A 25,827-nucleotide genomic window follows, 5' to 3' on the forward strand; every position below is an offset into this window, starting at 1 on the left:
CGTATTCACTTTTGCTCGGCTGTGCTCAAATCGCCCCAGTTTTCGTTATAGAGCCTAGAATAATTCCCTATGAGCAATCCCAATGATGACCTCTTTTCCCCAGAACGCTACGATGCCGGAATCAAAATTCGGCGTGAGGTAATGGGGGACGAATTCGTCGATGCCGCCCTCGCCCGCAACGCAGGTTCGGACGGGGAGACACTGCAAAAGCACATCACCGCCACTGTCTGGGGCTCAGTGTGGAGCCGCGAAGGCCTGGCCAAGCGCGATCGCTCTCTGCTTAACATCGGCATGCTGGTGGCACTGCGAGCGACTGAGGAACTGCGCGGTCACATTAAGGGCGCACTCGCAAACGGTCTCACCCGCACCGAAATCACCGAAGCCATCGTCCATTCTTCGGGCTACTGCGGCGCACCAGCCGCCCTGTCCGCCATGAAGGTCGCGCAGGAGGTGCTCGTCGAAGAGCTCGGTCCGCTTGACGACGAAGAATAGTCAGCCCATGGGCTATCCGGCCCCGGCCTACGAGTTATGACATCGGTAACTCGACGCAGCAGCCATGCCAGCGGAATGGTGACCACAGCGGTGACTACCGCCACCGCGAACATCGAACCTTGGAAAGTCTGGTAGCCCATGATTTTCATCGTCCAGTCCATCACCAGGACATGGATGAGGAAAAACTCATAGGAAATCTCGCCCAACCAAATCATGGCCGGATGGCGAAGCCACTTCACTTCCGCGCCGAGAGCGATAGGTGCTACGAACACGCCAGCGGACAGCCCATAGATTGTGGTCTTCCACAATGCCTGATTAACATCATCCGGCACAAGCGTGGCCGGACCCACCTGAGTTGTTGTGGCGAGTAAGAACAGCGCCAGTGACACCAGCCAGCTGCCCACCAGATTCACGCGCCAGCCAACCTTGCGGCCGTAGGCCAACAGCATGCCAATAGCGAACCAATCAAAGTACGCCATCGGCCACAGCCGCGACACCACTGGCAGAAGATCCTGCTGATGAGAAAGAACGGTCCAGATTGGGCCTATGGCGCCGAAGCCAATGATGATGGCCAGTACCGGCCCAGGACGCAATCGGTCCTTGGTGACCGTCCACAGCGCCAGGCCGACCAGCGGCAACACCACATAGAAGCCGACCTCGACCACCATCGACCACATCTGCGACAGACCAGGGTGAATCCAACCGAACTGCACCGTCTGGGTAAAAGACATCGTGCGCAGCCAGCCACTTATTCCCCCAGCAGCCGGCGGCGGATTGTCCGAGGCATGAATGAGGAACGCCGCCGTCACCACGATCCAGTAGGCCGGCAGGACTCTTTTTGCGCGGCTGATGAAATACTTTCGCAGACTAGGTGGGCTCGCGTGGCCGTCGTTAGGCGATGCGAACCAGCGTCCTGTAAGCAGAAATGCCGAGAGGACGAAGAAAATGGTCACGCCGATTTCGAATCGTCCGTTGAGACGCCCCGTCCAGTCATCGGTATAGTTGCCAGTCCAGAATGCGGCGTGGGTGAGAAGAACACCGAAGGCACCGATTGCACGGATGCCGGTGAGCTCCGGAACATAGGTGGACGTGGGCGCTTTCATGCCAATTATGTTAAGCGAGCAAAGTATTAACCGTGTAATTTTATGCCAAAGCTCGCCCTACATATTCTCAACGGTGCTCAGAATGTACTTTGCTGAAGCGTGTAGCTGCTCCATCTCCCAATCATTGAGCTGTGGCGGCATGCGGCGAATGATACCCTCGCGACCGATTACTGCAGGCATGGACAGTGACACATCCGGCAGCCCATATTCGCCGTCCAGACGCGTGCACACTGGGTGAACGCTGTTTTGATCCAGCATGACGGCGCGGGCAATCTCCAAAGCAGAACGCGCCACACCCGCGTTTGTCCAGCCCTTGGCATTGAGCACGTCATAGGCCGATCCCACGACCGCATCCTGAATCTCCTGTGCCGTGGGCAGTGGCTTTCCATGCCACTTTTCAAGGTCTGACCAGCCGACACCCTGGACATTGAGCGTGGACAGAATCGGCACGGCGGTAAGACCGTGTTCACCCATCATGTACCCCGTCACCGATTTCGGGTCGATGCCCAACTGCTTGGCAACTACCCAGCGCAACCGGGCTGAATCCAACATTGTGCCAGTACCGAACAGCTTTTCCTGCGGGTAATCAAACTCTGTGTGCGCCAGATGGACCACAGCGTCGAGCGGATTGGTAATAAACAGGACAATCGCGTCACGCGTGTGCTTCACGATGCCCGGCATGACATCCCGCACCACTTCCCCGCTGAGCTTGGCCAATCCAGCGCGGTCTGGACGTGAATTGGGGTCATCCGGATCGGGCACAATCGACGCGCCGGCAGCGATGATGATCATGTCTGCATCAGCGCAGTCGCTGTAGTCGCCGACATGCACATCGACATAGTCAGTACCTGGCACACCGGTGGACTGCGACTGATCAAGCGCCTCCCCATGCGCGACACCAGGTGCGGTATCAATCGTGGCAATCTCAGCAAAAAGTCCCGATTCCATGGCATACGTCAGCACATACGAACCAACGTGACCGAGACCGATACATACAAGCTTTGAGTGTTTCATAGTCTCGATACTAGGTCTCGATACTAGGACTGCTGAAAAAACTTGGTGCAGAAAAATTGACGCACATGAAAAAGCCCCCACTCAGTTTCGAGTGGAGGCTTTAAAATTTGTACCCCGTACGGGATTTGAACCCGTGTTACCGCCGTGAGAGGGCGGCGTCCTAGGCCGCTAGACGAACGGGGCTTAGAACTTTCTCCGCCGACGGAGTTCTGCACTGCGCCGCGGACTCGTTAACCATACCCTATGACTGTCCACTTACTGCAAACCCGCAGTTCAAAGTCCTAAAAACCCAAATTCTGAGCATTGTTTTCGAGGGCTACGGAAAATTCATCGACGTCCATCTTCCGCGCCTTCGCAACGTCTCGAACAGTCTCACGCAACGCCGCAGCCACCTGCCCCGCCGGGTCCGACGCATCGCAGTCCTTTGCACGCGGCAGGTCTGTCTCTAAGAGCAGCTTATCGACGGGCACTTGTGCCACATATGCCCTACCGCGTTTCGTTTGTAGCATCAGCGGATTGACGGAGATGTAGCCACCGCTACGGACGAGCCTGGTGAGCTCATCGCTGGTGCCCCCGAAGCGATGAAAGATGGGGATCGCATGCTCCGGCCCAACTCCGACTTCCTCCAGCAGGTCGAGAACAGCAGTAGCACTGCGGACCGTGTGAATAGAAAGGACACATGGTTCAGGCGTAGCGGTGTCTCGGATGGCTTCCAGGATGCTTCTCAGCACGTGGAGTTGAGTCGCGGCCGATACGTCGTCAAGCCTGCGCGGCGCGAAGTCCAGACCGATCTCGCCGACAAAGCGGGTGCGTTGCAGTGCCTCTCGAAAGATTTCGAGTTCGCGCGGGTAGTTTTCGGCGATATACCACGGGTGGAAACCGACGGCGGGCATCGCGAGCTCTTCGCGCTCTAGCTGTAGGAAACCGGACGGCAGGACAGTCTGCGCGATAAAGCCGATACCCTCGTTTGCCATGGCAGTGCGAAAATTCTCACGGGCGTGGCACGGGAGAAAGTCGTAGTGATAGTGGGTATCGATAAGACGCATTATTTTTCCGTCGGTGGCTGAGTCTCGTCGGCCGGCTGACCGATACGCGGCGCCAGTGGAGTTTCCTCCAGCCCGAGCATTCGGCGAATGACCTTGCCAGCCAGCATTTGTCCCATAATGGGCGGGATATAGCTCATGGTACCGAGAGTCTCCGACTTGGTGCCGCTGCCCTTATTCGCAATCTTCACGGTTTCCTCCGTGGAGTACAGCACTTCCAAACCGCGGATGCGGCGACGGATGCACACCTGGCGAACAATCTTTGCCAATGGGCAGACCTTTGTTTTATTGATCTTGGAGAAAGTCAGATACGACGGATCCAATTTATTCCCACCGCCCATGGAGGAAATGAGATGGACGCGGTTTTCCGCACACCACTGCGCAATCTCAATCTTGCCGGTGACGTTGTCAATTGCGTCGATGACGTAATCCGGGCGCGGGAACTGCGCAAATGTATCAGCAAGATTTTCCCTGGTGAGGTAGACCTTTTGGGCATAAGTGGCGCAGTCCGGATTGATGTCGGCGACCATGGCTTCCATCACTTCAGCCTTGACGCGCCCCACAGTAGAGACAAACGCGAGCGCCTGACGGTTGAGATTGCTCTCCTCAATCACATCGCCATCGAGCAGGATGAGATTGCCAACACCACCCCGTGCAAGCGCCTCCGCACAGCTGGAACCCACTCCGCCCAGACCGACGACCATGACGGTGGAACCAGCGAGTTTTTCCAGCCCCTCCTCACCGAGGATGAGCCGCAGTCGCGCGAATCGTTCACTGGTCACTGTCGTCATTGTCGCCTCGATTCTTAAGACAAGAAAACTCCCCAGCCGATAAGTGGCTGGGGAGTTAATTGGTACCCCGTACGGGATTTGAACCCGTGTTACCGCCGTGAGAGGGCGGCGTCCTAGGCCGCTAGACGAACGGGGCTTAGAACTTTTTCAAGTAGTGAATCTCTTCACTGCTGGCCTACCAGGACTCGAACCTAGAATGACGGTACCAGAAACCGTTGTGTTGCCAATTACACCATAGGCCAATAAAGACTGGCGCTTTCACGCTGTCTTTGTACCCCGTACGGGATTTGAACCCGTGTTACCGCCGTGAGAGGGCGGCGTCCTAGGCCGCTAGACGAACGGGGCTTAGAACTTTTTCAAGTAGTGAATCTCTTCACTGCTGGCCTACCAGGACTCGAACCTAGAATGACGGTACCAGAAACCGTTGTGTTGCCAATTACACCATAGGCCATCGCTGCTCAACGCAACGAGGAATAATATAGCCAATTCTCGTCGAATTGAGCAAATCAGCTGGTCAAACTAATTTTCTCCCTGCCAAGGAGTCACCTCAAGCGCCTTGCGCAGACGAGCGATGGAGCGCTCGCGGCCGAGCAGCTCCATGGACTCGAACAGCGGCGGGGAGACCTGTGCGCCGGTAACAGCCACGCGCACCGGGCCAAATGCCTTACGAGGCTTCAGCTCCAGATCCTCGATGAGAGCCTTCTGAAGTGCGGCCTCGAGCTTGTCGGTGACAAACTCCTCATCGCTGAGCGGCTCAACAGCTGCCAGAGCTGCCTCGAGCACCGCCACGGCCTCTTCCTTGAAGTTACGGCGCGCCGAGCGCTCATCAAAGGTGAACTCATCCTCTTCCACGACCAAGAACTTCGAGAGGTCCCAGGCGTCGGAAAGCGTCTTCACACGAGTCTGCAGCAGGGTTGCCAGGAATGCGAACTTGTCGGCTGGGTAATCAGCCGGGAAGTCGAAGTGGCTCTCGAGGTAGGTACGCAGACGCTGCTCAAAGTCCTTCGGGTCGAGCATGCGGATGTGATCAGCGTTGATGGCATCGGCCTTCTTCTGATCGAAGCGGGCCGGGTTGGACAACACGTCGTGAATGTCGAAGGCAGCGACCATCTCATCCATGGTGAAGATGTCCTTGTCACCATCCAGGGACCAACCCAGCAGAGCCAGGTAGTTCAGCAGGCCCTCTGGGATGAAACCGTTGTCACGGTGAATGAACAGGTTGGACTGTGGGTCGCGCTTGGACAGCTTCTTGTTGCCCTCCCCCATCACGAACGGCAGATGACCAAACTGCGGGGTGAACTTGGCAACACCAATGCGCTTCAGCGACTCATACAGCGCAATCTGGCGCGGGGTCGACGGCAGCAGATCCTCACCACGAAGGACGTGGGTGATTTCCATCAGGGCGTCATCAACCGGGTTGACCAGGGTGTACAGTGGCTCACCATTGGAGCGGGCAATGACGAAGTCCGGAACCAGACCCGCCTTGAACTCGACGCGGCCGCGCACGAGGTCTTCAAACACAATGTCCTCGTCCGGCATGCGCAGACGAATCACCGGCTTGCGGCCCTCCGCACGGAAGGCCTCCTTCTGCTCCTCGGTGAGATTGCGGTCATAGTTGTCGTAGCCCAGCTTCGGATCACGACCAGCGGCCTTGTGGCGTTCCTCGACCTCTTCTGCGGTGGAGAACGCCTCGTAGGCCTCACCGGCATCAATCAGGCGCTGAAGCACATCAGCGTAGATGTCCTTGCGCTGCGACTGGCGGTATGGGCCGTGCGGACCGCCGACGTCAATGCCCTCATCCCAGTCGATTCCGAGCCAATTCAGTGCCTCAATGATGGCCTGGTAAGACTCTTCGGAATCGCGAGCGGCATCGGTATCTTCGATGCGGAAGATTAGCTTGCCGCCGGTGTGGCGGGCATAAGCCCAGTTGAACAGGGCTGTGCGGATGAGGCCAACGTGCGGGGTTCCGGTTGGCGACGGGCAAAAGCGTACGCGAACATCTGACATGCTTTCCCACGATACCCGCCCTCTCACCTGCAGGCATGCATAGGGCTAACTAGTCCACTCGCCTGCCACGCGACCGGAATATCCAGCGGCGGCCAGTCGGTTAATCCACTCAGTCAACGGAGCGGAGCCCGTGCCCGGCGCGCCGCGGCCCGGGAAGTCGGCAATCTGAACATGCTCGGGCAGGCTCACAGTTCCACTGCTGACATCTGCCAGCCACTCTTCCACGTCTATTCCATTGGCCGCGAAGTGGTAGAAGTCTGCGAGCACTCCTGCTCCTGTGCGTTTGGCCAGTTCATCGGCCTGCCATGGATTGGTGATTGGGTAGTCCGTCATCCCGGACAGCGGCTCAATCAGGGCACGCACGCCACCGGTCTTAAGCTGCGCGGTGATTTCGGCCAGCCGCTCGACCTGGGCATCAGTGAGTTGACCCGAGCGCCCGAGCAATACATTTGAGCACTGCAGCCCCGTTTCGGCAGCAATCCGCTCAACTACCTCAAGGTGTCCCACAGGCAGCGGTTCAACATGGAGCACTCCCCGCTGACCTGAGCCCATGTCACCGCCCCACAAGTTCATGGCGTAGAGCTGCACGCCGTCATCGAAGAGATTGCAAAAGGCGGAAATCTCCTCGGGACTCGGCACGGGGCGGTTAAAAGGCCACCAGAACTCGACCGTCGAGTAGCCATCGGCACGCGCGGCCGCCACGGCATCTGTGGCAGATAGATGTGCGTAGACCGTGGAGCAGTTAATAATGGTGCTCATGGATAAGACGGTAGTAGTAACCGGCGGCGGAGGCGGGATTGGTCGCGAAATTGCCCTGACTTTTGCCGCCACGGACTGGCACGTGCATATCTGCGGCAGACGTGTCGACGCACTTGCGGATACCGCAGCTAAAAGCGACAACATCACCTACTCACAGTGCGACATCACCGATGAAGCTCAGGTAGTCGAGATGTTTTCCCAGGCTCAGGCGCATACTGGCCGACTGGACGCGGTAGTTTTGAACGCAGGTTTGCCCGGCACTCCGGCTGAGTTCGGCGACACCAATATCACCGACTTCCGCGCGGTTATCGATACCAATGTGATTGGCTCCTTTCTCTGCGCGCGCGAAGCATTCAACCGCATGAAGGATCGCGGCGGCCGAATCCTGGTCAACTGCTCCATCGCAGCGCAGGTACCGCGGGCGCATACGGCCGCCTACGCGACGTCGAAAAGCGCGCTTGCGGGAATGACCCGAGTGCTGGCCCTGGACGGGCGCGAGTACGGCATCACTGCGACGCGCATTGATATCGGCAATGCGCAGACTGATCTGCTGGGGACGTTTACCGGCAGCGAGCCGATGTTCGATGCGCGGCACGCTGCGGAGACCTTCCTGCATGCCGCGAATCTGCCACGTGAAGCCGTCATTGATGAGCTGACGATTACCGCTGCGGGTATGCCCTTTTTGGGTAGGGGGTAGCGCGCCCCTTAAACTAGAGCGTAATTGGGAAGTCGGTGGACTGGAGCGACTGGAGCGAGGAGGGTTTCCAAGGGACTATGTCCATGAACAATCATCCCTCGCTGGGCGGAGACAGCAATTTCGAGGAACCGCCGAAGAAGAAGCAGCCACAGCGCTCCTCTCGCTGGGACCAATCACGCCCAGATACCGCTCCCGACTTTTTGCTCTCCCGCGCGCACGGTTCCATCCGCACAAAGGGTGTAGAGGAGCAAATTTCCGACCCGTGGCTCGCCGCCGAGCAGCTACACGCCGGTATGCACAAGATGGTCGTCGGAGCTCTCCCCTTTGACCTCGACGCGCCGGCCGCGCTGACCGTTCCCCGCGAGGTCATCCGCTCCAGTCAACCGCTGGAACCACCAGCTCACTACCGCTGGAACGCACCACAGCCGAAGGCTCGCGTTGTCGCCTATGATCCCGTCCCCGAAGAGCACGGCGATCGTGTCGATGCCGCAATCCGCACCATCGCCCACTCCGGGTTGGAAAAGGTCGTGCTCGCGCGCGCTGTGGAGCTGGAAATTGATCCGCCGATTGATCCGCTTTTGCTCGCTGCCAGGCTTATCGACGGGTCCCCCAACCGCGATGGCTTTGTCGTCGATCTCTCCCCCGCGGGCTCTGCATTCGACGGCAAGCTGCTGATTGGTTCCTCCCCGGAGATGCTAGTGCGCCGCACCGGCGACATTGTGGAAGCGTTTCCGCTGGCTGGATCTCTGCCGAGGTCGCGGAATAAAGAGGTGGACCGCGCAACAGCCCGTCGATTAGCGGATTCGCGCAAGAATCTCGATGAGCACGCCTTTGTCGTGGACGACATCGCCGAGAATTTGGCGCCGCTGTGCAGCTCGCTGGAAGTGCCGGAGAGCCCTGAACTGATGAGCACTGCCGAGATGTGGCATCTGGCGACACATATCCGTGGACGCCTGAAGGATGCCTCGCTGTCGGCATTGGACTTGGCGCTGGTCGTGCATCCCACACCAGCTATCTGCGGCACGCCGATGGAGTCGGCGTTCGGAGTGATTAAGGCCGTCGAGACCGACCGCGGTTTTTACTCCGGCGCGGTGGGCTGGTGCGATGAAAATGGTGACGGCGAGTTTGTCGTGTCCATTCGCTGCGCCGAAGTCGATACCGGTGGCACCGTGGCACGACTATGGGCCGGAGGCGGCATTGTGTCGCACTCCGACCCAGAAGAAGAAGTCGCGGAGACCAGCGCCAAGATGGGCACCGTGCTCCGCGCGTTTGGAGTTAAAGCTTAAGCTCGCTCCACCGGATTGGCCAGCGTGCCAATACCCGGAATCTCAACCTCAATGCGGTCGCCCGGGAACATCGGCGCGGTACCTGCCGGAGAACCGGTGCAGATCACATCGCCCGGCAGCAGAGTGATTGAGGCCGTGATGAACTCGATAATCTCCGGGATGGACATAATCATCTGGTTTGAGTTGGAGTCCTGCTTGGTCTCGGTGACACCCTCATGCGTCAGGTGTGCCTTAATCGGCAGCTCGTTGTAATCCAGCTCAGTCTGAATCCACGGGCCCAGCGGGCAAAATGTATCAATGCCCTTGGCGCGTGCCCACTGACCGTCGGCAAACTGCAGGTCACGGGAAGAAACATCGTTGACGATGGTGTATCCGAAGATCACATCGTGGGCCTGTTCCTTCTTGACGTTCTTACACGGCTTGCCAATAATCAGCGCCAGCTCGCCCTCAAACTCGACATTCGTGGCGAACTCCGGGATACGAATCGGCGCTTCCGGACCAACTACGGCCGTCGGCGGCTTGATGAACATCGTGGGCGGGAGCTTCTCGGCCGACTTCTTGAAGACCTCGGCGACGTGATCAGCGTAGTTACGACCGATGGCGATGACCTTCGACGGCAGCATCGGGGCGAGCAGACGCACGTCGGCAAGCGGCCATGAACGGCCGGTCTTGTTGATCTGACCGAAGGGGTGTCCCTCGATCTCGTGCAAAGTAACTTCATTGCCTTCGCCCTCAACGAGCGCGAAGCACATGCCCTCTGGGTGGGCGATTCGAGCAATACGCATAAAAATAGGTTACACGTCACATTCTATGGTTTTTGCATCGCCCCCGAATTCTGGGCCTGCCACACCAACGCGCACGCCACCGCATCATTGAGCGCATGATGCGCTTTCATGTGCGGGATACCGTACTTATCGCACAGTGACCACAGCCGCAACTCATCTCGCACGGGCTGTCTGCCAGCGCGCAACATGGCTTCATACTCGCGTTGCATCGTGTCGGCCACCGACACTTTAAAGCGCGCACCGAAGTACTTTCGGCACAGCGGATCTAGAAAGCCAATCTCCATCTGCGCGTAATGCGCCAGCAACGTCCGCCCGCGCAGAGCGTGTAACAGCTTTTCGACGGCCACTTCTGCCGGTACTCCGGTTGCGAGGATGTCGTCGGTAAGCCCATGGAGCGTCGCTGAATCGCCCACGCTCTCCGTGTTTTGCTCAGGTCGGACTATGAGATGCTCAGACTCGGCCAGCACGATATCGCTCCCCTCTACCGCTACCCAACCAATGGAGACCAGCTTGTCTGTGGCGGGGTCGAGGCCGGTGGTTTCCACATCGACGGCAAGCCAGGCATCGTGGCGCACGGGCGTCTCATAGAGCTCTTTGAGCGCACCGGTAGCTTTGAGTCTGTTGGGAAGAAAGAGCCTCATGACAACGCTCTCACGACATCGCCCTGATCGGGTACTTCGCCCCAAGCCCCTGCTGCATTTTGCGAATCACTCCGAAAGCATCGCGCAGATGCTCTCGCTCCAGGCTCGACAGTTGCTTGGGAGACACGTAATTATCCGGCTCCTTCTTCATATCCGCCTGCGACTGCTGGTGACTCAATTGCACCGTACAGAGGAACTCAAAGGCGTCCGCGAGATCTTGAGCTCCCAGGCGGCTGACGCTGCCGGCACCACTGCTTGCGGCCAACCGTTCACGCGTCGACAGCTGCGGCAGCCCCGCGGCCACCGAAAACAGCCGAGCCATCTGTACCACTGCTGCCACGCCGCCCTTCTTGATATCCAGGGTCTCCGCATGTTCCCCGCCCTTTTCCAGCACAAAGCCACGGAAGAAGCCCAATGGCGGCTCGCGCCGGGCTGCAAGTTTCGCCAAATGCGCGTGCAGGCGCAGCGAGTTTTGCGCCAACGGTAGGAACGACGCACGCAGGTCATCTACCATTTGCGTCTCGCCTGCTACGGCTCGCATATCGAAGAAAGCCTGCGCATGCAGAAGGGCCTCTGCTTCCGGCGCTGTAATCCAGCTGTGAAAAGTGTGCAGCCACTGCGACAGCGGCATGCGCCACTCGGGGTTACTCGCCATCATGTTGCCAGGGCAAAGCGGATAACCAACACGGTCAAGGTTGGCGCAGATTTCGTCGCTAAGCGAGGCGAAGTAGTCGCCGTGCACGGACGCGTCGTAGTCGTCGGAGAGCACCAGCGCGTTGTCCTGGTCAGAGGCGAGCCCCATTTCGCCACGGCCATGCGAGCCGAGAACCGCAAACGCGTACGACACCGGCGGGGCCCCTAGTTTTTCCTCCGCCAGCGCCACGATACGACGCGTGACGGCATCCGCGACAGCGGTGAGCAGCTTGGAGACTTCCTCCGCGGAGTCTCCCCTCTCGACGAATCGCCCCACAATCCTGCGCGCGTTTGCTGCAATCTCTGCAATTTCGCTGATGTCGTGCTTACGCGCAAGTGTCGCGGTGGCGTAGACGGGATCAGTATGCAGACTGCGCAGCAGGTCACCGATGACAATCATTCCCACGACACGGTCACCGTCGTGTACTGGTAGGTGATGATACCCGCGCTCAGCCATCAGCAGCATCGCCTCAAACACGAGAAGACTCGGGCTCACGGTTTCGGGGTTGCGCGTCATTATTTCACTTACCGACGTACTCGCAGGTCTCGCCTGCGCCAACACTCGGCGACGAAGATCGCGGTCAGTGATGATGCCCACGAGCTTGCTGGAGTCATCCATCACCAGCAGGCTGGAAACATTTTTCTCCGACATAATGGCTGCGGCTTGCTGCACTGTTGCTTCCGTGCCGCAGGTAATGAGATTTGGCTCCATAAGCTCCGACACGCGCGTGCGCAAAGACTCCGACGCAGCCGTGTTACGCAGCTGAGAGGCAACCGCGCGGATACGCGCATTCTCACCGCCATAGTAGCGACGCACCTCCGCAAACTGCGCGTTTAGCTGGTCAAATACCTCCTGAGATATCACCAGAAAGACGCAGTCTTCCACCGCCGTCATGGTATACAGCGAGGGGTCACCGGAAAGCAGCGTCGAATAGCCGAAGTGATCTCCCACATCGCGCCTATCCAGCAAAGTTCCGGCGGGGTCGAAGACGTCCACCAACCCTGCACGAATAATGAAACAGTTCCGATTTTCCGCGCCAGCGCGAATAATTTCGGTACCACGACGCACATAACGCATGGTCAGAAGCGGTGGAATGGTCCCACACTCATCATGGGAAAGCTCCGAGAAGGGGCGAATGTGGCTGAGGAAGTTTGCGATCTCCGCAAGCTCGACGGTCATGAGGACAATTGTTCCCTATTTTTGCTGCTGATACGACCACTTTGCTGGAAGACTTGGAACCATGACTAGTACCAACAACCCCGAATGGCCACTCGACTCCCACATCCTCGCAAGCATGGACAAGCTCGCAGCACTCGTCGAACCGCTTGACGACGGCACGTTCAATGCCACCCTGCCCATTCCCGCCATCAATAGTCTGGCAGTATTACTTCGACATGTAACAGGATCCGCGAGGTACTGGCTCGAGGCTGTATGCCTTGGCCGTAATTATGTTCGTGACCGCGAGGGCGAGTTTTCTGCAAATTGCAGCGTTGCGGACAGACTAGAAATTTACCACCGAGACCGAGCCGCGATTGAGTCTGCACTGGCTGAACTGCAGGGTATGAATCGCTCACAAGCTCCTGCTGTGATTCCAACTGACAAGGAGCGTTGGTGGTGTGCGTCTATCGAGGGCGTTATTGTCCACGTGTTCCACGAGGCTGCGCAACACCTTGGGCATGCCGAAATTACTCGAGATGCCTTGGCCACAGGTCTGGGTACGGACTCGGCATCTGGAGCAGCTGGAGCAACAGACTCGGCCCTTGACACTGTGATTGACGTACTACGCCAGGTCGGTCACTCAGCCGACCATATTGAACATGCCACCGACGGCAGGACTCATATCGAAACCGTCGATGGCAGGAATGTGGTTTTTTAGGCTGGTTCTGGCGAGTAGTTACTTCAGCGCTGCTGCAATGCGATCGCCGACCTCGGTGGTCTTGATTGGGCCATTACCGCGGCTGGCCATGTCTGCCTCCACAGCGGCCTCGATGCGCTGAGCGTCCTCCTCGCGGCCAAGGTGACGCAGCATCATAGCGCCAGACAGGATTGCAGCGGTTGGGTCAGCGATGCCCTTACCAGCAATATCTGGAGCAGAGCCGTGTACCGGCTCAAACATTGACGGGTTGGTGTTGGAAGCGTCGATATTGCCGGATGCTGCCAGACCAATGCCACCGGAGACTGCGCCGGCCTCGTCAGTCAGAATGTCACCGAAGAGGTTGTCGGTAACGATGACGTCGAAACGCGAAGGGTTGGTGACCAGGTAAATCGTCGCAGCGTCGATGTGCGAGTAATCAACCTCAACCTCTGGGTATTCCTTCGCGACCTCGTTGACTGTGCGCTGCCACATGCCACCGCCGTGAACCAGGACATTGGTCTTGTGGACCAGCGTGAGCTTCTTGCGGCGAGTCATCGCCAGCTCGAATGCATAGCGCACGACACGCTCGGCACCGAAACGAGTGTTCACGGAGGTTTCGTTAGCGACCTCGTGCGGAGTGCCAACACGAATAGCACCACCGTTACCGGTGTAGGCACCCTCCGTGCCCTCACGGACAACCACAAAGTCAATCTCGCCCGGGTTCTTCAGTGGTGATTCCACACCTGGGAAGAGCTTCGACGGGCGCAGATTGACATGGTGATCCAGAGCAAAGCGCATCTTCAGCAGCAGACCACGCTCCAGGACTCCTGGAGGAACGTTTTCCGGGTCACCGATAGCGCCGAGCAAAATGGCATCATGCTCGCGCAGGGAATCCAAGTCGGCATCAGTAAGCAGCTCCCCATTGCGCAGGTAGCGACGCGATCCAAGGTCGTACTCTGTGGTGTCGAAGTCACCGATGGCGGCCTTAAGGACCTTCAATGCCTCTGCCGTCACCTCCGTGCCGATGCCATCACCCGGGATGACCGCAATCTTTAGCTTACGTTCCTCTGTCATTTTTGAGATACCCTTCTCACTATATGGACACTCATGAGTGTAGCAGACGCTAGCCATCCGATTGATTTTCTCCAGCACTCTGGTTTTTCCCCACCTCCCGCTGCACCTTTTCCACCAACTCGCGGAGTTTATCGTGCAACTTGCGACGCCTTTCATTATGTTCCACCAGCGCCGCTGTTTTCTTTTCCGTCTGAGACGCGAAGGTGTAACGACCATGGCCGGTGTGCGCCTTACCCGACTTGGCAAATGGTCCCTCATCACAAGAAAGAAAAGTCCACTCCTCCACTCCACCTTCTCCGCGCACCACGCGCCACATTCCAGCAGTCTTTAGATTGTGATGCCTCCGGCAAAGACAGTGCAGATTATCAGTGTGCGTAGAGGCCTCCTGCAGACGCTCACCTGGAGCGAGATCGTGATTGAACTCCACAATATGGTCGATATCGCACCTCTCCGCAGGAACATCACACCCCGGAAAGCTGCACACGCCATCACGAGCACGAACGAATGCCCGCTGCGACTCAGAAGGCCGATACCCCTCAACCGCGCTATCTCCAAGCACACGCAACGTGGAGACCCGATTCATCCACGACTCCGCAGCCAGCGGCGATAGCCACCCCGCACCCGACAGCCATACCGGAGTATTTTCGGGCGTACCATCCGTCCCTGGCGTCAAAACTCGAAAGAGTTCAAGATTTACCTCAACGTCACAGGTTCCACGCAGCGCATGCATGAAAGCTTCAGCTCGATTGACTTTCAGCTTTGCCGCCACCGCATCGACGATTGCCATCGCCTCCACCGCGTGGTGCCGCTCCAAGACCGCCGTCACCGTTGTCGCACCCGTGGTATCGCGGTCATCAACAGCAACAAACTCCCGCGGCGTCATTCGGTCGCCGAAATAGTCGAGTGCCACAGCCTGAACTTCGCAGACTTCCGGAGACTCCATTGGAGCTGCAACATCAGCCCCATCCAGCTCATATGCCGCCACATCCGCCAGCACCTCAACAGCCGCATCCACCGTCGCATCCACATTCTGCGCCAAGGCCTGATCGGCCTGAGCTCCGACGACATCGATGTCACGCGGGCGCACCTCAGGCACGCACTCATCCAATACCCGCTGCACGCGCACCGCCAGCGCCTGCACACCACGTAACGCTTCCCCATCACGACGAGGCTTGACGACGGCCATAAGCCCCGGCTCCACTGCGTCAATCTTGTCATCCGCCACAGGCCGGGTATGCCTGCCAAGCATTGCCAAATGCCGCAAAGACAAGTGACCACGCCCGGCACACTCCGCCGCCAACTGCGGCATCCGCCCAAGCATGTAACCGATTTCCATATACTTATTAACTTCAGAGCGCGAAAGCCCCAACACCACCGACCAATAAGCCAGATGCGCTTCAACATCCCCATCATCGGGCGGTGCGACCTGTAGCGCAATAGCCACATGCAAGCGGTTTATCTCCCGCGCAGCCTCTGCGAGCGGATGCGCTCTCACCTCATGACTAAATCGAAATTCTCCGTTTGGTTCCGTCCCTGACATTGCACTGTTCCTCCTTACGAGTCCCCTTACGAACAGTTGCCTTTTCAAGTCAGCCAAAGCTTATGCCAAACCCCGGATACAATTTCGAGAATCAACCCTCAGTTATTCGAACATTTATTCGAGCCAAGCGATAGAAAAATCCCGCCCTACAACGCAAGCACCGTCGTAAAGCGGGAAAACGCGACGATTAGTCGACCGGCTTCATCGAACCGTTCTCGAGGAAACGGCGGTGGAAGTCGTAGGAAGTACCCAGGTCATGCGGGGTGTGCATGTACGGGGTAGCCTTTTCGGCGCGCTCGACGTACTCAAGCAGAGCTTCCTTGTACATCGGGTGAGCACACTTCTCAATGACAACGCGGGAGCGCTGACGCGGAGCCAGACCACGCAGGTCAGCAAGGCCCTGCTCGGTGATAATGACCATGACATCATGCTCGGTGTGGTCAACATGCGAGACCATCGGGACGATGGCGGAGATGTCGCCGCCCTTAGCGGTGGACGGAGACACGAAGGTGGAAATGTAGGCGTTACGAGTGAAGTCACCCGAACCACCGATGCCGTTCATCATGCGGGAACCAGCCACGTGAGTGGAGTTGACATTACCGTAGATGTCGGCCTCAATCATGCCGTTGGTGGTAATCAGACCCATACGGCGGGTCAGGCCCGGGTTGTTGGAGATGTCCTGCGGGCGCAGAACAATCTTCTCACGGTAGTCCGCAGCGTTCTCATTCATGCGAGCTGCATACTCCGGCGACAGGGAGAATGCAGTACCGGAAGCCATGGTCAGCTTGCCCGCATCCATCAGGTCGATCATGCCATCCTGAATAACCTCGGTGAACGACATCAGGTTCTCATACTTGGAGTCGAGAAGACCAGCCAGAACAGCGTTCGGGATATTACCGACACCGGACTGCATCGGCAGCAGATTCTCCGGCAGGCGACCGGCCTTTACCTCACCATCAAGGAAGTCGAGCAGGTAGCCAGCGATAGCCTTGGAGTTATCATCCAGCGGCTTGAACGGGGAGTTACGGTCCTCGGCGTTAGTCTCGACGACAGCGACAACCTTGTCGACGTCGATCGGAACATTTGGGGTACCAATGCGGTCACCCGGAGTCAGAATCGGAATCTCCTTGCGGTTCGGCGGCAGGCCGACGCTGTAGATGTCGTGCATACCTTCGAGATCCTCAGACTGCCAGGAGTTGACCTCAATAATGATCTTCTCAGCAGCCTTCAGGTACGAGACGCTGTTGCCAACCGAGGAAGACAGAATCAGGGAACCATCCGGCTTAATGCGCACTGCCTCAACGACAGCAACGTTGACCGGACCAAAGAAGCCCTGCTCCGTCATGGGGCCGGAATGCGACAGGTGAATATCGCTGTAGTAGGCGTCGCCAGCGTTAATGCGGTTACGCATACCCGGGTCAGACTGGTACGGCATACGCCACTCGACACCATTGGCCTTAGCCAGTGCGCCGTCTAGCTCCGGGGCCGTGGAAGCACCGGTCAAGACCTTAATCTTGAACTCTTCGCCACGCTCATGAGCAGCTTCAATACGCTCAGCCAGGGCCGGCGGCACAACCCTCGGGTAACCAGCACCGGTAAAACCGGCAAAGCCCACCATGTCTCCATGATTGATGAACTGCGCGGCTTCTTCCGCGGTCATCACCTTGGATTTGAGACCCGCATGGGCAATACGATCTGACATCAATTCACCTTTCTATTTACCCCCAAAGCGGCTATTGGGGGTGGCGCTACGAACACCGAAGCACACCCCAACCATATCAACGAAGTGGTTATTCACATTCATTCAGATGCCCACTCTCTCCCCCGTTTTAAGGCAAGGACAACACCGTTTTCACCCCTCCCGACACCTGCGCTTTAGAACACACTTCATAACACAATGTAACGCACGCCACAAGCCTTTATATTATTGACAATCATTTTCATTTCGCTATTCTTGTCGAGTGACTTCTCAACAGACCAACCACGCCCAAACCACTCCCGTTACCGTTCTGTCCGGATTCCTCGGCGCAGGCAAAACCACACTCCTCAACCACCTGCTAGCCAATTCCCAGGGCCGCAAGATTGCGGTCATCGTCAACGACTTCTCCGAAGTCAACGTCGATGCCGCCCTCATTGAACAGGGCAGCTACCTCGAACGCGGCGAAGATCGTTTCATCGAAATGTCGAACGGTTGCATCTGCTGTACTCTTCGCGATGACCTCGTCGAAAACGTCGGCAAACTCGCGCGCAGCGGCAAGTTCGAGCACATCGTCATCGAATCCACGGGCATCTCCGAGCCCATGCCCGTCGCCGCCACCTTTGAATGGGAATTCGACGACGGCCGCCGTCTCGCCGACATCGCTCCCATCGACACCATGGTCACACTCGTCGACGCCTCCACATTCCTCGACAGTCTCCGTCACGGACGCGCGCTGCCTGACGACGAACGCACGGTCGCCGACCTCCTTGTCGACCAGGTGGAATTCGCGGACCTCATCCTCGTCACCAAATCTGACCTCGCCGGCGAGAAACTCACTGGCGGCACCGAAGAAACCATCCGCGCCATGAATCCGCGTGCCCGCATCGTCCGGGTCACCAACGGCGATATCGCCACCGCCGCGATTCTCGATGCCGCGCTTTACGACGAAGGAACTGCGGCCACATTCCACGGCTACGCCGAAGAACTTGCCAATCCACACACGCCCGAGACTGAGGAATACGGCATCTCCTCTGTAGTATTCCGTGGCTCAAGGCCGTTCGACCGCGACCGCCTCATCAAGGCACTGCGGGCAACCAAGGGACTCGTCCGCTCCAAGGGTCACTGCTGGATTGCCGACCGCCTGGAAGTGGCGCACGTCTGGAGCCAGGCCGGCCCGAATCTAAAAATCACTCCAGCAATCATGTGGGCACAGACAGATGTCCCGCCGTCAAATGAAGTAGTACTTATCGGTGTCAACTTTGACCCGGATGCAACATTGCAGGCCTTTGAAGACGCAATGTTGTCCGACGAAGAAGTCAGAGCTTTGCTGTAACTCCCCTCGACAAAGACACTATTCGAGCTGTATCGTGGCCCAAATCACTTGCCTACCTGCGTGTGTGGCAGCACACTGTTAGCTCGTGCTACGTTAGGCCACAAAATAAGTGTCGAACAGTCTATCTAGGAGTTGACATGTCTGATCGCATCGCACACGCAGGCCTGCGCAGCAAGGTAATGAGTGCCGACGAAGCAGCTCAGTTGGTTAATCACGGTGATGCCATCGGCATTTCCGGCTTCACTGGCGCTGGCTACCCGAAGGCGCTGCCGACCGCACTGGCAAACCGCGGCAAGGAGCTCCACGCCAAGGGCGAGGAATTCGCAGTCGATATCTACACCGGCGCTTCTACCGCTCCGGACTGTGACGGTGTGATGGCTGAAGCGGATATCATTCGCTACCGCATGCCGTACCAGGGCGACCCGGCTCTGCGTAAGTCCATCAACGCTGGTAAGGCAAAGTACCAGGACATTCACCTGTCGCAGTCGGCACAGTACATCGAGCAGGGCTTCCTGCCTATTGACGTTGCAATTGTTGAGGTCACCCGTATTACTGAAGATGGCCACCTCGTTCCGTCGTCAAGCGTTGGCAACAACGTCGAGTGGATGGACAACGCCGACAAGATCATCCTCGAGGTCAACTCCTGGCAGTCCGAAGAGCTCGAGGGCATGCACGATATCTACCGTATCCAGCATCTGCCGAACCGCACCCCGGTGCCGATTAACGCTCCGGGCGACCGCATTGGTACCCCGTACATCGACATCAACAAGGAAAAGGTCGTTGCTGTCGTCGAGACCAACGCACCTGACCGCAACTCCCCGTTCAAGCCGCTGGATGACACCTCGAAGGCAATTGCCGGCCACTTCCTCGACTTCCTCGAGGGCGAGGTTCGCGCTGGCCGCCTGGCATATGACCAGTACATCATGCAGTCCGGTGTCGGTAACGTGCCGAATGCTGTGATGGCAGGTCTGCTGGATTCCAAGTTCGAGAACATCAAGGCCTACACCGAGGTTATTCAGGACGGCATGATCGACCTGATTGACGCCGGCAAAATGACTGTCGCGTCGGCTACCTCCTTCTCCCTGTCCCCGGATGCTGCGGAGAAGATGAACAACGAGGCTGCTCGTTACCGCAAGAACATCATCCTGCGCCCGCAGCAGATTTCGAATCACCCAGAGGTTGTCCGCCGCGTGGGCCTGATTGCTACCAACGGCATGATTGAGGCTGACATCTACGGCAATGTCAACTCCACCCACATCAACGGCTCGCGCATGATGAACGGCATCGGTGGCTCGGGCGACTTCACCCGTAACGCTTTCGTTTCTTCCTTCATCTCCCCGTCGCTGGCTAAGGATGGCGCAATCTCGACCATCGTGCCGTTCGCATCCCACATCGACCACACTGAGCACGACGCTATGGTCATCATCACCGAGCGCGGCTTCGCCGACCTGCGTGGCCTGGCTCCGCGTGACCGCGTTGCCAAGATGATCTCCGTTGCGCACCCGGACTACCAGCCGCTGCTGGAGGAGTACTACGAGCGCGCTCTGAAGACCGCGCCGGCTATGGCCACCCCGCACGACCTGCGCACGGCCTTCGACTTCCACATCAACATGATTGAAAAGGGCTCCATGAAGGGCTAGTCCCTTCCTCAGGCAACTTTTCAGCCGCTAACAGGCACAAAAAATCCCCTCCAGGCGGAGGGGATTTTTTAATATCTTCGGGCTTAATCCAGCTGCAGCTGCAGAGCGTGGGAAGCGGAGATATCCTCGGTGATCTTCTCGATGATCTCCTCCGGAACCTCCTCGGTCACGCGCAGAACCAGGATAGCGGTCTTGTCTGCTTCCTGCGGGGACAGTGCAGCGGCCTCGATGTTGATGCCAGCCTGCCCCAGAGTGGTGGCAACGCGCCCCAGAGCACCTGGGACATCCTTGTACAGCAGGAACAGGTTACGGCCCTCAGCGCGCATGTCGATGCCGCGACCATTGATGCGGACAATCTTCTCAACGCGAGCAAGGCCAGTGAGAGCACCAACGACAGTGGCGGTGGAGCCATCTGCACCGATGACCTTAACCTCCAGGACGGAGCGGTGGGAGACGGACTCCGGCTCGGTCTCAACAGTGAAGGTCACGCCGCGCTCCTCAGCGATACGCGGAGCGTTGACGAAAGTAACCGGCTCTTCAACCATCTGGGAGAACAGACCGCGGACAGCAGCCATACCCAGGACATCGACGTCCTCGGTGCTCAGCTCACCGCGAGCGGTGACCTCGACAGCGGCCGGAGCAGCGTCGAGCAGGCCACCGGCAACCAGACCCAGCTCACGAGCCAGCTCGAGCCACAGAGCGACCTCTTCACCGACAGCACCACCGGAGACGTTGACAGCGTCCGGAACGAACTCGCCGGCCAGTGCCAGTAGAACGGACTTAGCAACGTCGGTACCAGCGCGGTCCTGGGCCTCCACGGTGGATGCACCCAAGTGCGGAGCGCAAACGGTCTGCGGAAGATCAAACAGCGGAGAGTCAGTGCACGGCTCGGTAGCGTAAACGTCGAAGCCAGCACCACGGATGTTGCCAGCCTTGATCGCGTCGGCAAGCGCCTGCTCGTCGACGAGACCGCCGCGGGCGGCGTTGATGATGATCTGACCCTTCTTAGCCTTGGACAGCAGCTCGGCATCGAACATGCCAGCAGTTTCCTTGGTCTTCGGAAGGTGGATGGTAACGAAGTCCGCGCGGGCCATCAGGTCCTCGAGCTCGACCAGCTCGACACCGAGCTGAGCAGCACGAGCCGGGTTAGCGTACGGATCGTATGCGATGATGTTGGTCTCAAAAGCGGCCAAGCGCTGTGCGAACAGCTGACCAATGTGGCCGAAGCCAACAATGCCGACGGTCTTGCCGAAGATTTCCACACCCTTGAAGGAAGAGCGCTTCCACTCCCCCTCACGCAGCGAGGCATCAGCAGCCGGCAGCTGGCGTGCAGTAGCCAGCAGCAGAGCGATAGCGTGCTCACATGCAGAGTGAATATTGGAGGTCGGAGCGTTAACGACCATGACGCCGCGCTTGGTAGCGGTATCGATGTCAACGTTATCCAGACCGACACCGGCGCGACCGACAATCTTCAGGTTCGGAGCGGCTTCAAGAACTTCCTGGTCCACGGTGGTGGCAGAGCGGACGAGCAATGCGTCAGCCTCACCAACTGCCGCCAGGAGCTCAGGGCGGTTCGGGCCATCTACCCAACGGACCTCAACGGAATCCCCCAATGCGTCCACAGTGGACTGTGCCAGCTTGTCGGCGATGAGGACAACGGGGCGAGCGTTCTGGCTCACAAGCATCTCCTGGTTAGTCTCGTAATTTTTAAGTATTTGCGCTGACACTGGAACAGTCTCTGTAACGTGCACACGCGCATTAACTCTCATCATAAACTCTGGGGGTGAGGCTCGGGGGGACATACCTAAACAAAACGGCGCTTACCACCCTTTGTTTAGGGAGTAAGCGCCGCTGCCCCCGCTATCGCAATAGCGGAAAATACCGGGTCACCGAGGAGTCGCCGGCATTACTGGTAAGTCACCAGCCACGGACGAGGCTCGATGTTCATCGTCTCCTCGGGGGTAAACATCGGGTTGTCCTCGTCGATGAAGTTCTTCCACGCCTCGAAAATCTCCGGCTGAAGATCCTGGAGCATCACATTCCAGGTCTCAAACTTTTCCTGGCGGGTGCCATGGCCGTCGGCATGCAGGACGTAAGCGAGCTCCGGGTGAGACAAATCGAGCTTTTCGCGGTCACGAATCATCTGCAGCTGGAACTGGTGCAGCATCAGCATCTTCTGCGGCAAATTGTTCTCACGGGTCAGCTTGGCCAACCAATCAGCGACTCGGTTGACCTCCTCGGCCTGAACGTGGCCGACCTCAGTTGCCGGAACCTGCCCCGGCTCCATCTTCCACTCCGGGTCGAGTGCCAGACCAACATTCGGCATCTTCAGCAGTTCTTCGTAGAACTGCGCCTGATCCAGGAAGTCCGCACTTCCCGGCTGCAGGTCGATGATGACGTAGCCTCCGGCCTTGGTCATCGCATCGACATATGGCTTCAACGTTTCAACCGGTGCTGGCTCCGAGTAGTCACCGCGTGGGCCTGGATCGGCCTGTGCGACAGAAGCAATGATTTCGAATGCCGGCAGCACCGAATCGTCGGCAAGCTTTTCGTACTGCTTGACGTAGTCCTGAACGCGCTTGACCGCGCCCTCCGGATCATCTTCACCCATCACACCCAGCGGAGCAACGCCCGGGTGACCATAGGTGGCAACCAAGTGACGACCTGGGAACAGCAGCGTGCCGCCGCCGGGAAGCTCCTTCACCTTGTCGTCCTTGGCGAGTTTGATGGATTGGTCGAACTTGCCCTTGGCGCCGAAGACCTTTCCGAGCGCAATCAGAGACTTACCGTCGCGTGCAGCTGCAATGGATTCAGACGTGGCGCGAGCATCGCCAACCGGCAACCAGCTGACCTTCAGACCAGCCGCACGTGCCGTGGCGATAGAGGCCAGCCCCGTGCCGGGAGCGGCCAGCGCCAAGGCATCGGACTCCTCCTTTGGAGTGCCCTTCGGCAGAGTTACCTCTTCCTGTCCCTTGTCATCCTGGCCATCATTGGCGCGGTCCAGGCGCTCCTGGTCAGCGGTGCCCTCACCCGGAACCTTGGCATCGACAATGCTCGGCTTTTCTGCATCCATCTCCGCGATGGCGCGGGTCGGCTTCGACTCTGGCTTGTCCAGAATCTTGAAGTCGACATCGAGAAGCTTCTTCAGCCCTTCAGCATTTCCCGGATCGGATACGACCTGCAGGTCCTCTCCCCCGGTCAAGTCCACAGCGCCGACGGTGAGTACTGTCTTGGCACCCAGGCGGTCAATTTCCTTTTCCACCTCGGCGATATCAGCGCCGGTATCGCGACCGCGGGAATCCTTCTTCGGACTCTTAGCGACGGCCTCATCCTCTACCTCATCGGCAGAGCCCACCACCAACATCGGAAGTCCTGCAGCTACCGCAATGCCTGCTGCACGACGCTGCTCAGTGGCACCGGCCGAAGAGACAATGACGGCCTCCGAGCTGTCGAGCAGTTTCTCGGACGCAGCGATATCGTCGCCAAGCACCTCCGATTCGGCGGGCACGGACTTCGCAGCTACGCCATTGTCGGGACCGCCACACGCGACCAGCGCGCTCGACCCCAGCGCGAGACTGGTGACCAGAGCGATTGTGGCAGTGACGCGTCGCGCCATTGCGGATACTCGCACATTTACCTCCGTATATGAATTGACCTAGGTAATCAGACTATCGAACCTTCACACGATACGAGGTGTAAAGGTCGTTAAATTACAAAAGAGGGCTTCATCACAGCGACCACTGTGATGAAGCCCTCTCACTGGGATTGCTTAGAACTAAAGCAGAATCGACTTAGGCAGTCTCAGCGCGAGCGTCAACCTTGACCCAGCTCATCAGATCGCGCAGCTTGGAGCCGACCTCTTCAATCTGGTGGTCGTTAGAAGCGGCGCGCAGCTCCTCGAGCTCCTTGTTACCGCCCTCAACGTTGGCAATCAGGCGCTTGGTGAAGGAACCGTCCTGAATGTCGGACAGAATCTCACGCATGTGCTGCTTGGTCTCAGAAGTGATGACGCGCGGGCCCGACAGGTAACCACCGAACTCAGCGGTGTCGGAGACCGAGTAGTTCATGTTGGCCAGACCGCCCTCGAACATCAGGTCAACAATCAGCTTGAGTTCGTGGAAGCACTCAAAGTATGCCATCTCCGGCTCGTAGCCAGCCTCAACCAGAACCTCAAAGCCGGTCTTGACCAGTTCCTCGGTGCCACCGCACAGAACTGCCTGCTCACCGAACAGGTCGGTGACGGTCTCAGCCTCGAAGGTGGTCGGGATAACGCCGGCGCGAGCGCCACCGATAGCTGCGGCGTAGGACAGAGCCAAGTCGCGGCCCTCGCCCTTCGGATCCTGGTCAACGGCGATCAGGCAAGGAACGCCCTTGCCATCGACGAACTGACGACGGACCAGGTGACCCGGGCCCTTCGGGGCAACCATGCCAACGGTGATGTTGTCAGCCGGCTCAATCAGGTCGAAGTGGATGTTCAGGCCGTGGCCGAAGAACAGTGCGTCGCCGTCCTTCAGGTTCGGCTCGATGTCCTCCTTGTAAACCTTTGCCTGAGTGGTGTCCGGCACCAGCATCATGATGACGTCTGCCCAGGCGGCGGCGTCAGCATTGGACTTAACCTCGAAACCAGCCTCCTTGGCCTTCACTGCGGACTTGGAGCCGTCGCGCAGACCGATAACGACCTCAACGCCGGACTCACGCAGGTTCTGAGCGTGAGCGTGCCCCTGGGAACCGTAACCCAGGATTGCGACCTTGCGTCCCTGGATGATGGACAGATCAGCATCGTCGTCGTACAGCAGTTCAATAGCCATAGTAATTAGCCTCTTTTCGAATCAGGTTCGTGAATTTCGTGAATTTCTTGCGTTTTTGTCGTTAGCGGGACTGGAGCATTGGCTTCGGTCCGCGTGCCATTGCGACACTACCGGACTGAATAAGCTCGCGGATACCGAACGGCTCAAGTACCTCCAGCAGCGCCACCAGCTTGGAGCGCTCGCCCGTGGCCTCGATGATGACAGACTCCTGAGCTACGTCCACCACACGGGCACGGAAGAGGTTAGCGGCATCGACAACCTGCGGACGGTTGGTGTTGTCGCAGGAAACCTTCACCATCAGCAGTCCGCGCGAAACCAGGGTCTCTGGGGGCTGGCGGACAACCTTCAACACTGGAACCAGCTTGTTGAGCTGCTTCGTAATCTGTTCAATTGGCAGAGTTTCGGTCTCAACCACCACGGTGATGCGATTGACACCTTCGGTCTCGGTCTCGCCCGAGGTGATCGACTGAATGTTGAATCCCCGTCGGGTGAACATGCCCGCAATACGGACCAAGATACCCGGTTCATCGAGGGTCAACACGGATAGAGTGTGCAGTTCAGCCATT

Annotated in this window: 22 protein-coding genes and 5 tRNA genes; 6 read left to right on the forward strand and 21 right to left on the reverse strand. The window is 58.3% G+C overall.

Features of this window, described 5'->3' with window-relative positions; translation table 11 throughout:
* Positions 1-69 precede the first annotated feature (69 nt).
* Positions 70-492: a carboxymuconolactone decarboxylase family protein gene (locus tag Q4E11_RS01970; protein WP_303163177.1), complete on the forward strand. Its 423-nt coding sequence runs from the start codon at positions 70-72 to the stop codon at positions 490-492.
* Here the strand turns inward: Q4E11_RS01970 and Q4E11_RS01975 are convergent.
* From Q4E11_RS01975 to Q4E11_RS02025, 11 genes are all read right to left on the reverse strand, one after another.
* Positions 402-1,595, reverse strand: coding sequence for an acyltransferase (locus Q4E11_RS01975; RefSeq protein WP_303163181.1), 1,194 nt, complete (start codon positions 1,593-1,595; stop codon positions 402-404). The genes Q4E11_RS01970 and Q4E11_RS01975 overlap by 91 nt on opposite strands.
* Before the next feature lie 57 nt (positions 1,596-1,652).
* A complete protein-coding gene (locus tag Q4E11_RS01980) occupies positions 1,653-2,609 on the reverse strand; it encodes an L-lactate dehydrogenase (protein ID WP_303163182.1) in 957 nt (318 codons plus the stop codon).
* 110 nt (positions 2,610-2,719) lie between these two features.
* Positions 2,720-2,792: transfer RNA gene (locus tag Q4E11_RS01985), tRNA-Glu, on the reverse strand.
* Positions 2,793-2,890: 98 nt separating this feature from the next.
* Entirely contained in the window at positions 2,891-3,655 is a 765-nt protein-coding gene (locus Q4E11_RS01990; protein WP_303163184.1) for a TatD family hydrolase, read from the reverse strand.
* Complete coding sequence (locus Q4E11_RS01995) at positions 3,655-4,434, reverse strand: ThiF family adenylyltransferase (RefSeq protein ID WP_303163185.1); 780 nt, start codon at positions 4,432-4,434, stop codon at positions 3,655-3,657. Before Q4E11_RS01995 ends, Q4E11_RS01990 begins: the two co-directional genes overlap by 1 nt.
* Positions 4,435-4,503: 69 nt before the next feature.
* Positions 4,504-4,579: transfer RNA gene (locus Q4E11_RS02000), tRNA-Glu, on the reverse strand.
* Positions 4,580-4,613: 34 nt separating this feature from the next.
* Positions 4,614-4,685 (reverse strand) — tRNA-Gln (locus tag Q4E11_RS02005).
* A 30-nt stretch (positions 4,686-4,715) separates the two neighbouring features.
* Positions 4,716-4,788, reverse strand: a tRNA-Glu gene (locus tag Q4E11_RS02010).
* Between the two features lie 34 nt (positions 4,789-4,822).
* Positions 4,823-4,894, reverse strand: a tRNA-Gln gene (locus tag Q4E11_RS02015).
* Between the two features lie 68 nt (positions 4,895-4,962).
* Complete coding sequence (gltX, locus tag Q4E11_RS02020; protein ID WP_303163186.1) at positions 4,963-6,450, reverse strand: glutamate--tRNA ligase; 1,488 nt, start codon at positions 6,448-6,450, stop codon at positions 4,963-4,965.
* A 45-nt stretch (positions 6,451-6,495) separates the two neighbouring features.
* On the reverse strand, positions 6,496-7,209 hold the full coding sequence (locus Q4E11_RS02025; protein ID WP_303163188.1) for a TIM barrel protein: 714 nt from the start codon (positions 7,207-7,209) through the stop codon (positions 6,496-6,498).
* On the opposite strand from Q4E11_RS02025, the gene Q4E11_RS02030 reads away from it, so the two are divergent.
* Together Q4E11_RS02030 and Q4E11_RS02035 are read left to right on the forward strand one after the other, a co-directional pair.
* The gene (locus Q4E11_RS02030) at positions 7,208-7,906 is read left to right on the forward strand and encodes an SDR family oxidoreductase (protein ID WP_303163189.1); all 699 of its coding nucleotides are present in this window, start codon (positions 7,208-7,210) and stop codon (positions 7,904-7,906) included. The two genes, Q4E11_RS02025 and Q4E11_RS02030, sit on opposite strands and share 2 nt — an antisense overlap.
* Before the next feature lie 77 nt (positions 7,907-7,983).
* Positions 7,984-9,192 (forward strand): isochorismate synthase MenF, encoded by a 1,209-nt coding sequence (locus tag Q4E11_RS02035; protein ID WP_303163192.1) that lies wholly within the window; start codon positions 7,984-7,986, stop codon positions 9,190-9,192.
* Here Q4E11_RS02035 and Q4E11_RS02040 read toward each other — a convergent pair.
* Genes Q4E11_RS02040 through Q4E11_RS02050 form a run of 3 tightly spaced genes read right to left on the reverse strand, consistent with a single transcriptional unit; the run spans position 9,189 to position 12,491 of the window.
* Positions 9,189-9,977 (reverse strand): fumarylacetoacetate hydrolase family protein, encoded by a 789-nt coding sequence (locus Q4E11_RS02040; RefSeq protein WP_303163195.1) that lies wholly within the window; start codon positions 9,975-9,977, stop codon positions 9,189-9,191. The two genes, Q4E11_RS02035 and Q4E11_RS02040, sit on opposite strands and share 4 nt — an antisense overlap.
* A gap of 23 nt (positions 9,978-10,000) precedes the next feature.
* Entirely contained in the window at positions 10,001-10,618 is a 618-nt protein-coding gene (locus tag Q4E11_RS02045) for a 3'-5' exonuclease (RefSeq protein WP_303163197.1), read from the reverse strand.
* Positions 10,619-10,628: 10 nt separating this feature from the next.
* The gene (locus tag Q4E11_RS02050; RefSeq protein WP_303163198.1) at positions 10,629-12,491 is read right to left on the reverse strand and encodes a DUF294 nucleotidyltransferase-like domain-containing protein; all 1,863 of its coding nucleotides are present in this window, start codon (positions 12,489-12,491) and stop codon (positions 10,629-10,631) included.
* A gap of 61 nt (positions 12,492-12,552) precedes the next feature.
* Here Q4E11_RS02050 and Q4E11_RS02055 point away from each other — a divergent pair, with 61 nt between their 5' ends.
* Entirely contained in the window at positions 12,553-13,188 is a 636-nt protein-coding gene (locus Q4E11_RS02055) for a DUF664 domain-containing protein (RefSeq protein WP_303163199.1), read from the forward strand.
* 18 nt (positions 13,189-13,206) lie between these two features.
* Here the strand turns inward: Q4E11_RS02055 and Q4E11_RS02060 are convergent, their stop codons facing one another.
* From Q4E11_RS02060 to Q4E11_RS02070, 3 genes are all read right to left on the reverse strand, one after another.
* Positions 13,207-14,241: a 3-isopropylmalate dehydrogenase gene (locus Q4E11_RS02060; RefSeq protein ID WP_303163200.1), complete on the reverse strand. Its 1,035-nt coding sequence runs from the start codon at positions 14,239-14,241 to the stop codon at positions 13,207-13,209.
* Between the two features lie 49 nt (positions 14,242-14,290).
* Entirely contained in the window at positions 14,291-15,685 is a 1,395-nt protein-coding gene (locus Q4E11_RS02065) for an HNH endonuclease signature motif containing protein (RefSeq protein WP_303163201.1), read from the reverse strand.
* Between the two features lie 283 nt (positions 15,686-15,968).
* On the reverse strand, positions 15,969-17,483 hold the full coding sequence (locus Q4E11_RS02070; RefSeq protein ID WP_303163202.1) for an acetyl-CoA hydrolase/transferase family protein: 1,515 nt from the start codon (positions 17,481-17,483) through the stop codon (positions 15,969-15,971).
* 259 nt (positions 17,484-17,742) lie between these two features.
* Here Q4E11_RS02070 and Q4E11_RS02075 point away from each other — a divergent pair, with 259 nt between their 5' ends.
* Positions 17,743-18,813: a GTP-binding protein gene (locus tag Q4E11_RS02075; RefSeq protein ID WP_303163205.1), complete on the forward strand. Its 1,071-nt coding sequence runs from the start codon at positions 17,743-17,745 to the stop codon at positions 18,811-18,813.
* Between the two features lie 137 nt (positions 18,814-18,950).
* Positions 18,951-20,453 (forward strand): acetyl-CoA hydrolase/transferase family protein, encoded by a 1,503-nt coding sequence (locus Q4E11_RS02080; RefSeq protein ID WP_303163207.1) that lies wholly within the window; start codon positions 18,951-18,953, stop codon positions 20,451-20,453.
* Between the two features lie 83 nt (positions 20,454-20,536).
* On the opposite strand, the gene serA is transcribed toward Q4E11_RS02080, so the two are convergent.
* From serA to ilvN, 4 genes are all read right to left on the reverse strand, one after another.
* Positions 20,537-22,132 (reverse strand): phosphoglycerate dehydrogenase, encoded by a 1,596-nt coding sequence (serA, locus tag Q4E11_RS02085; RefSeq protein ID WP_303163208.1) that lies wholly within the window; start codon positions 22,130-22,132, stop codon positions 20,537-20,539.
* A gap of 227 nt (positions 22,133-22,359) precedes the next feature.
* Entirely contained in the window at positions 22,360-24,084 is a 1,725-nt protein-coding gene (locus Q4E11_RS02090; RefSeq protein WP_303163209.1) for a hypothetical protein, read from the reverse strand.
* Between the two features lie 160 nt (positions 24,085-24,244).
* Complete coding sequence (gene ilvC, locus Q4E11_RS02095) at positions 24,245-25,261, reverse strand: ketol-acid reductoisomerase (protein WP_303163210.1); 1,017 nt, start codon at positions 25,259-25,261, stop codon at positions 24,245-24,247.
* Between the two features lie 61 nt (positions 25,262-25,322).
* On the reverse strand, positions 25,323-25,826 hold the full coding sequence (gene ilvN, locus Q4E11_RS02100) for an acetolactate synthase small subunit (RefSeq protein WP_303163211.1): 504 nt from the start codon (positions 25,824-25,826) through the stop codon (positions 25,323-25,325).
* Position 25,827 lies beyond the last annotated feature (1 nt).

Origin of the sequence: Corynebacterium sp. (genome assembly GCF_030532195.1) — a bacterium.
Classification (GTDB): domain Bacteria; phylum Actinomycetota; class Actinomycetes; order Mycobacteriales; family Mycobacteriaceae; genus Corynebacterium.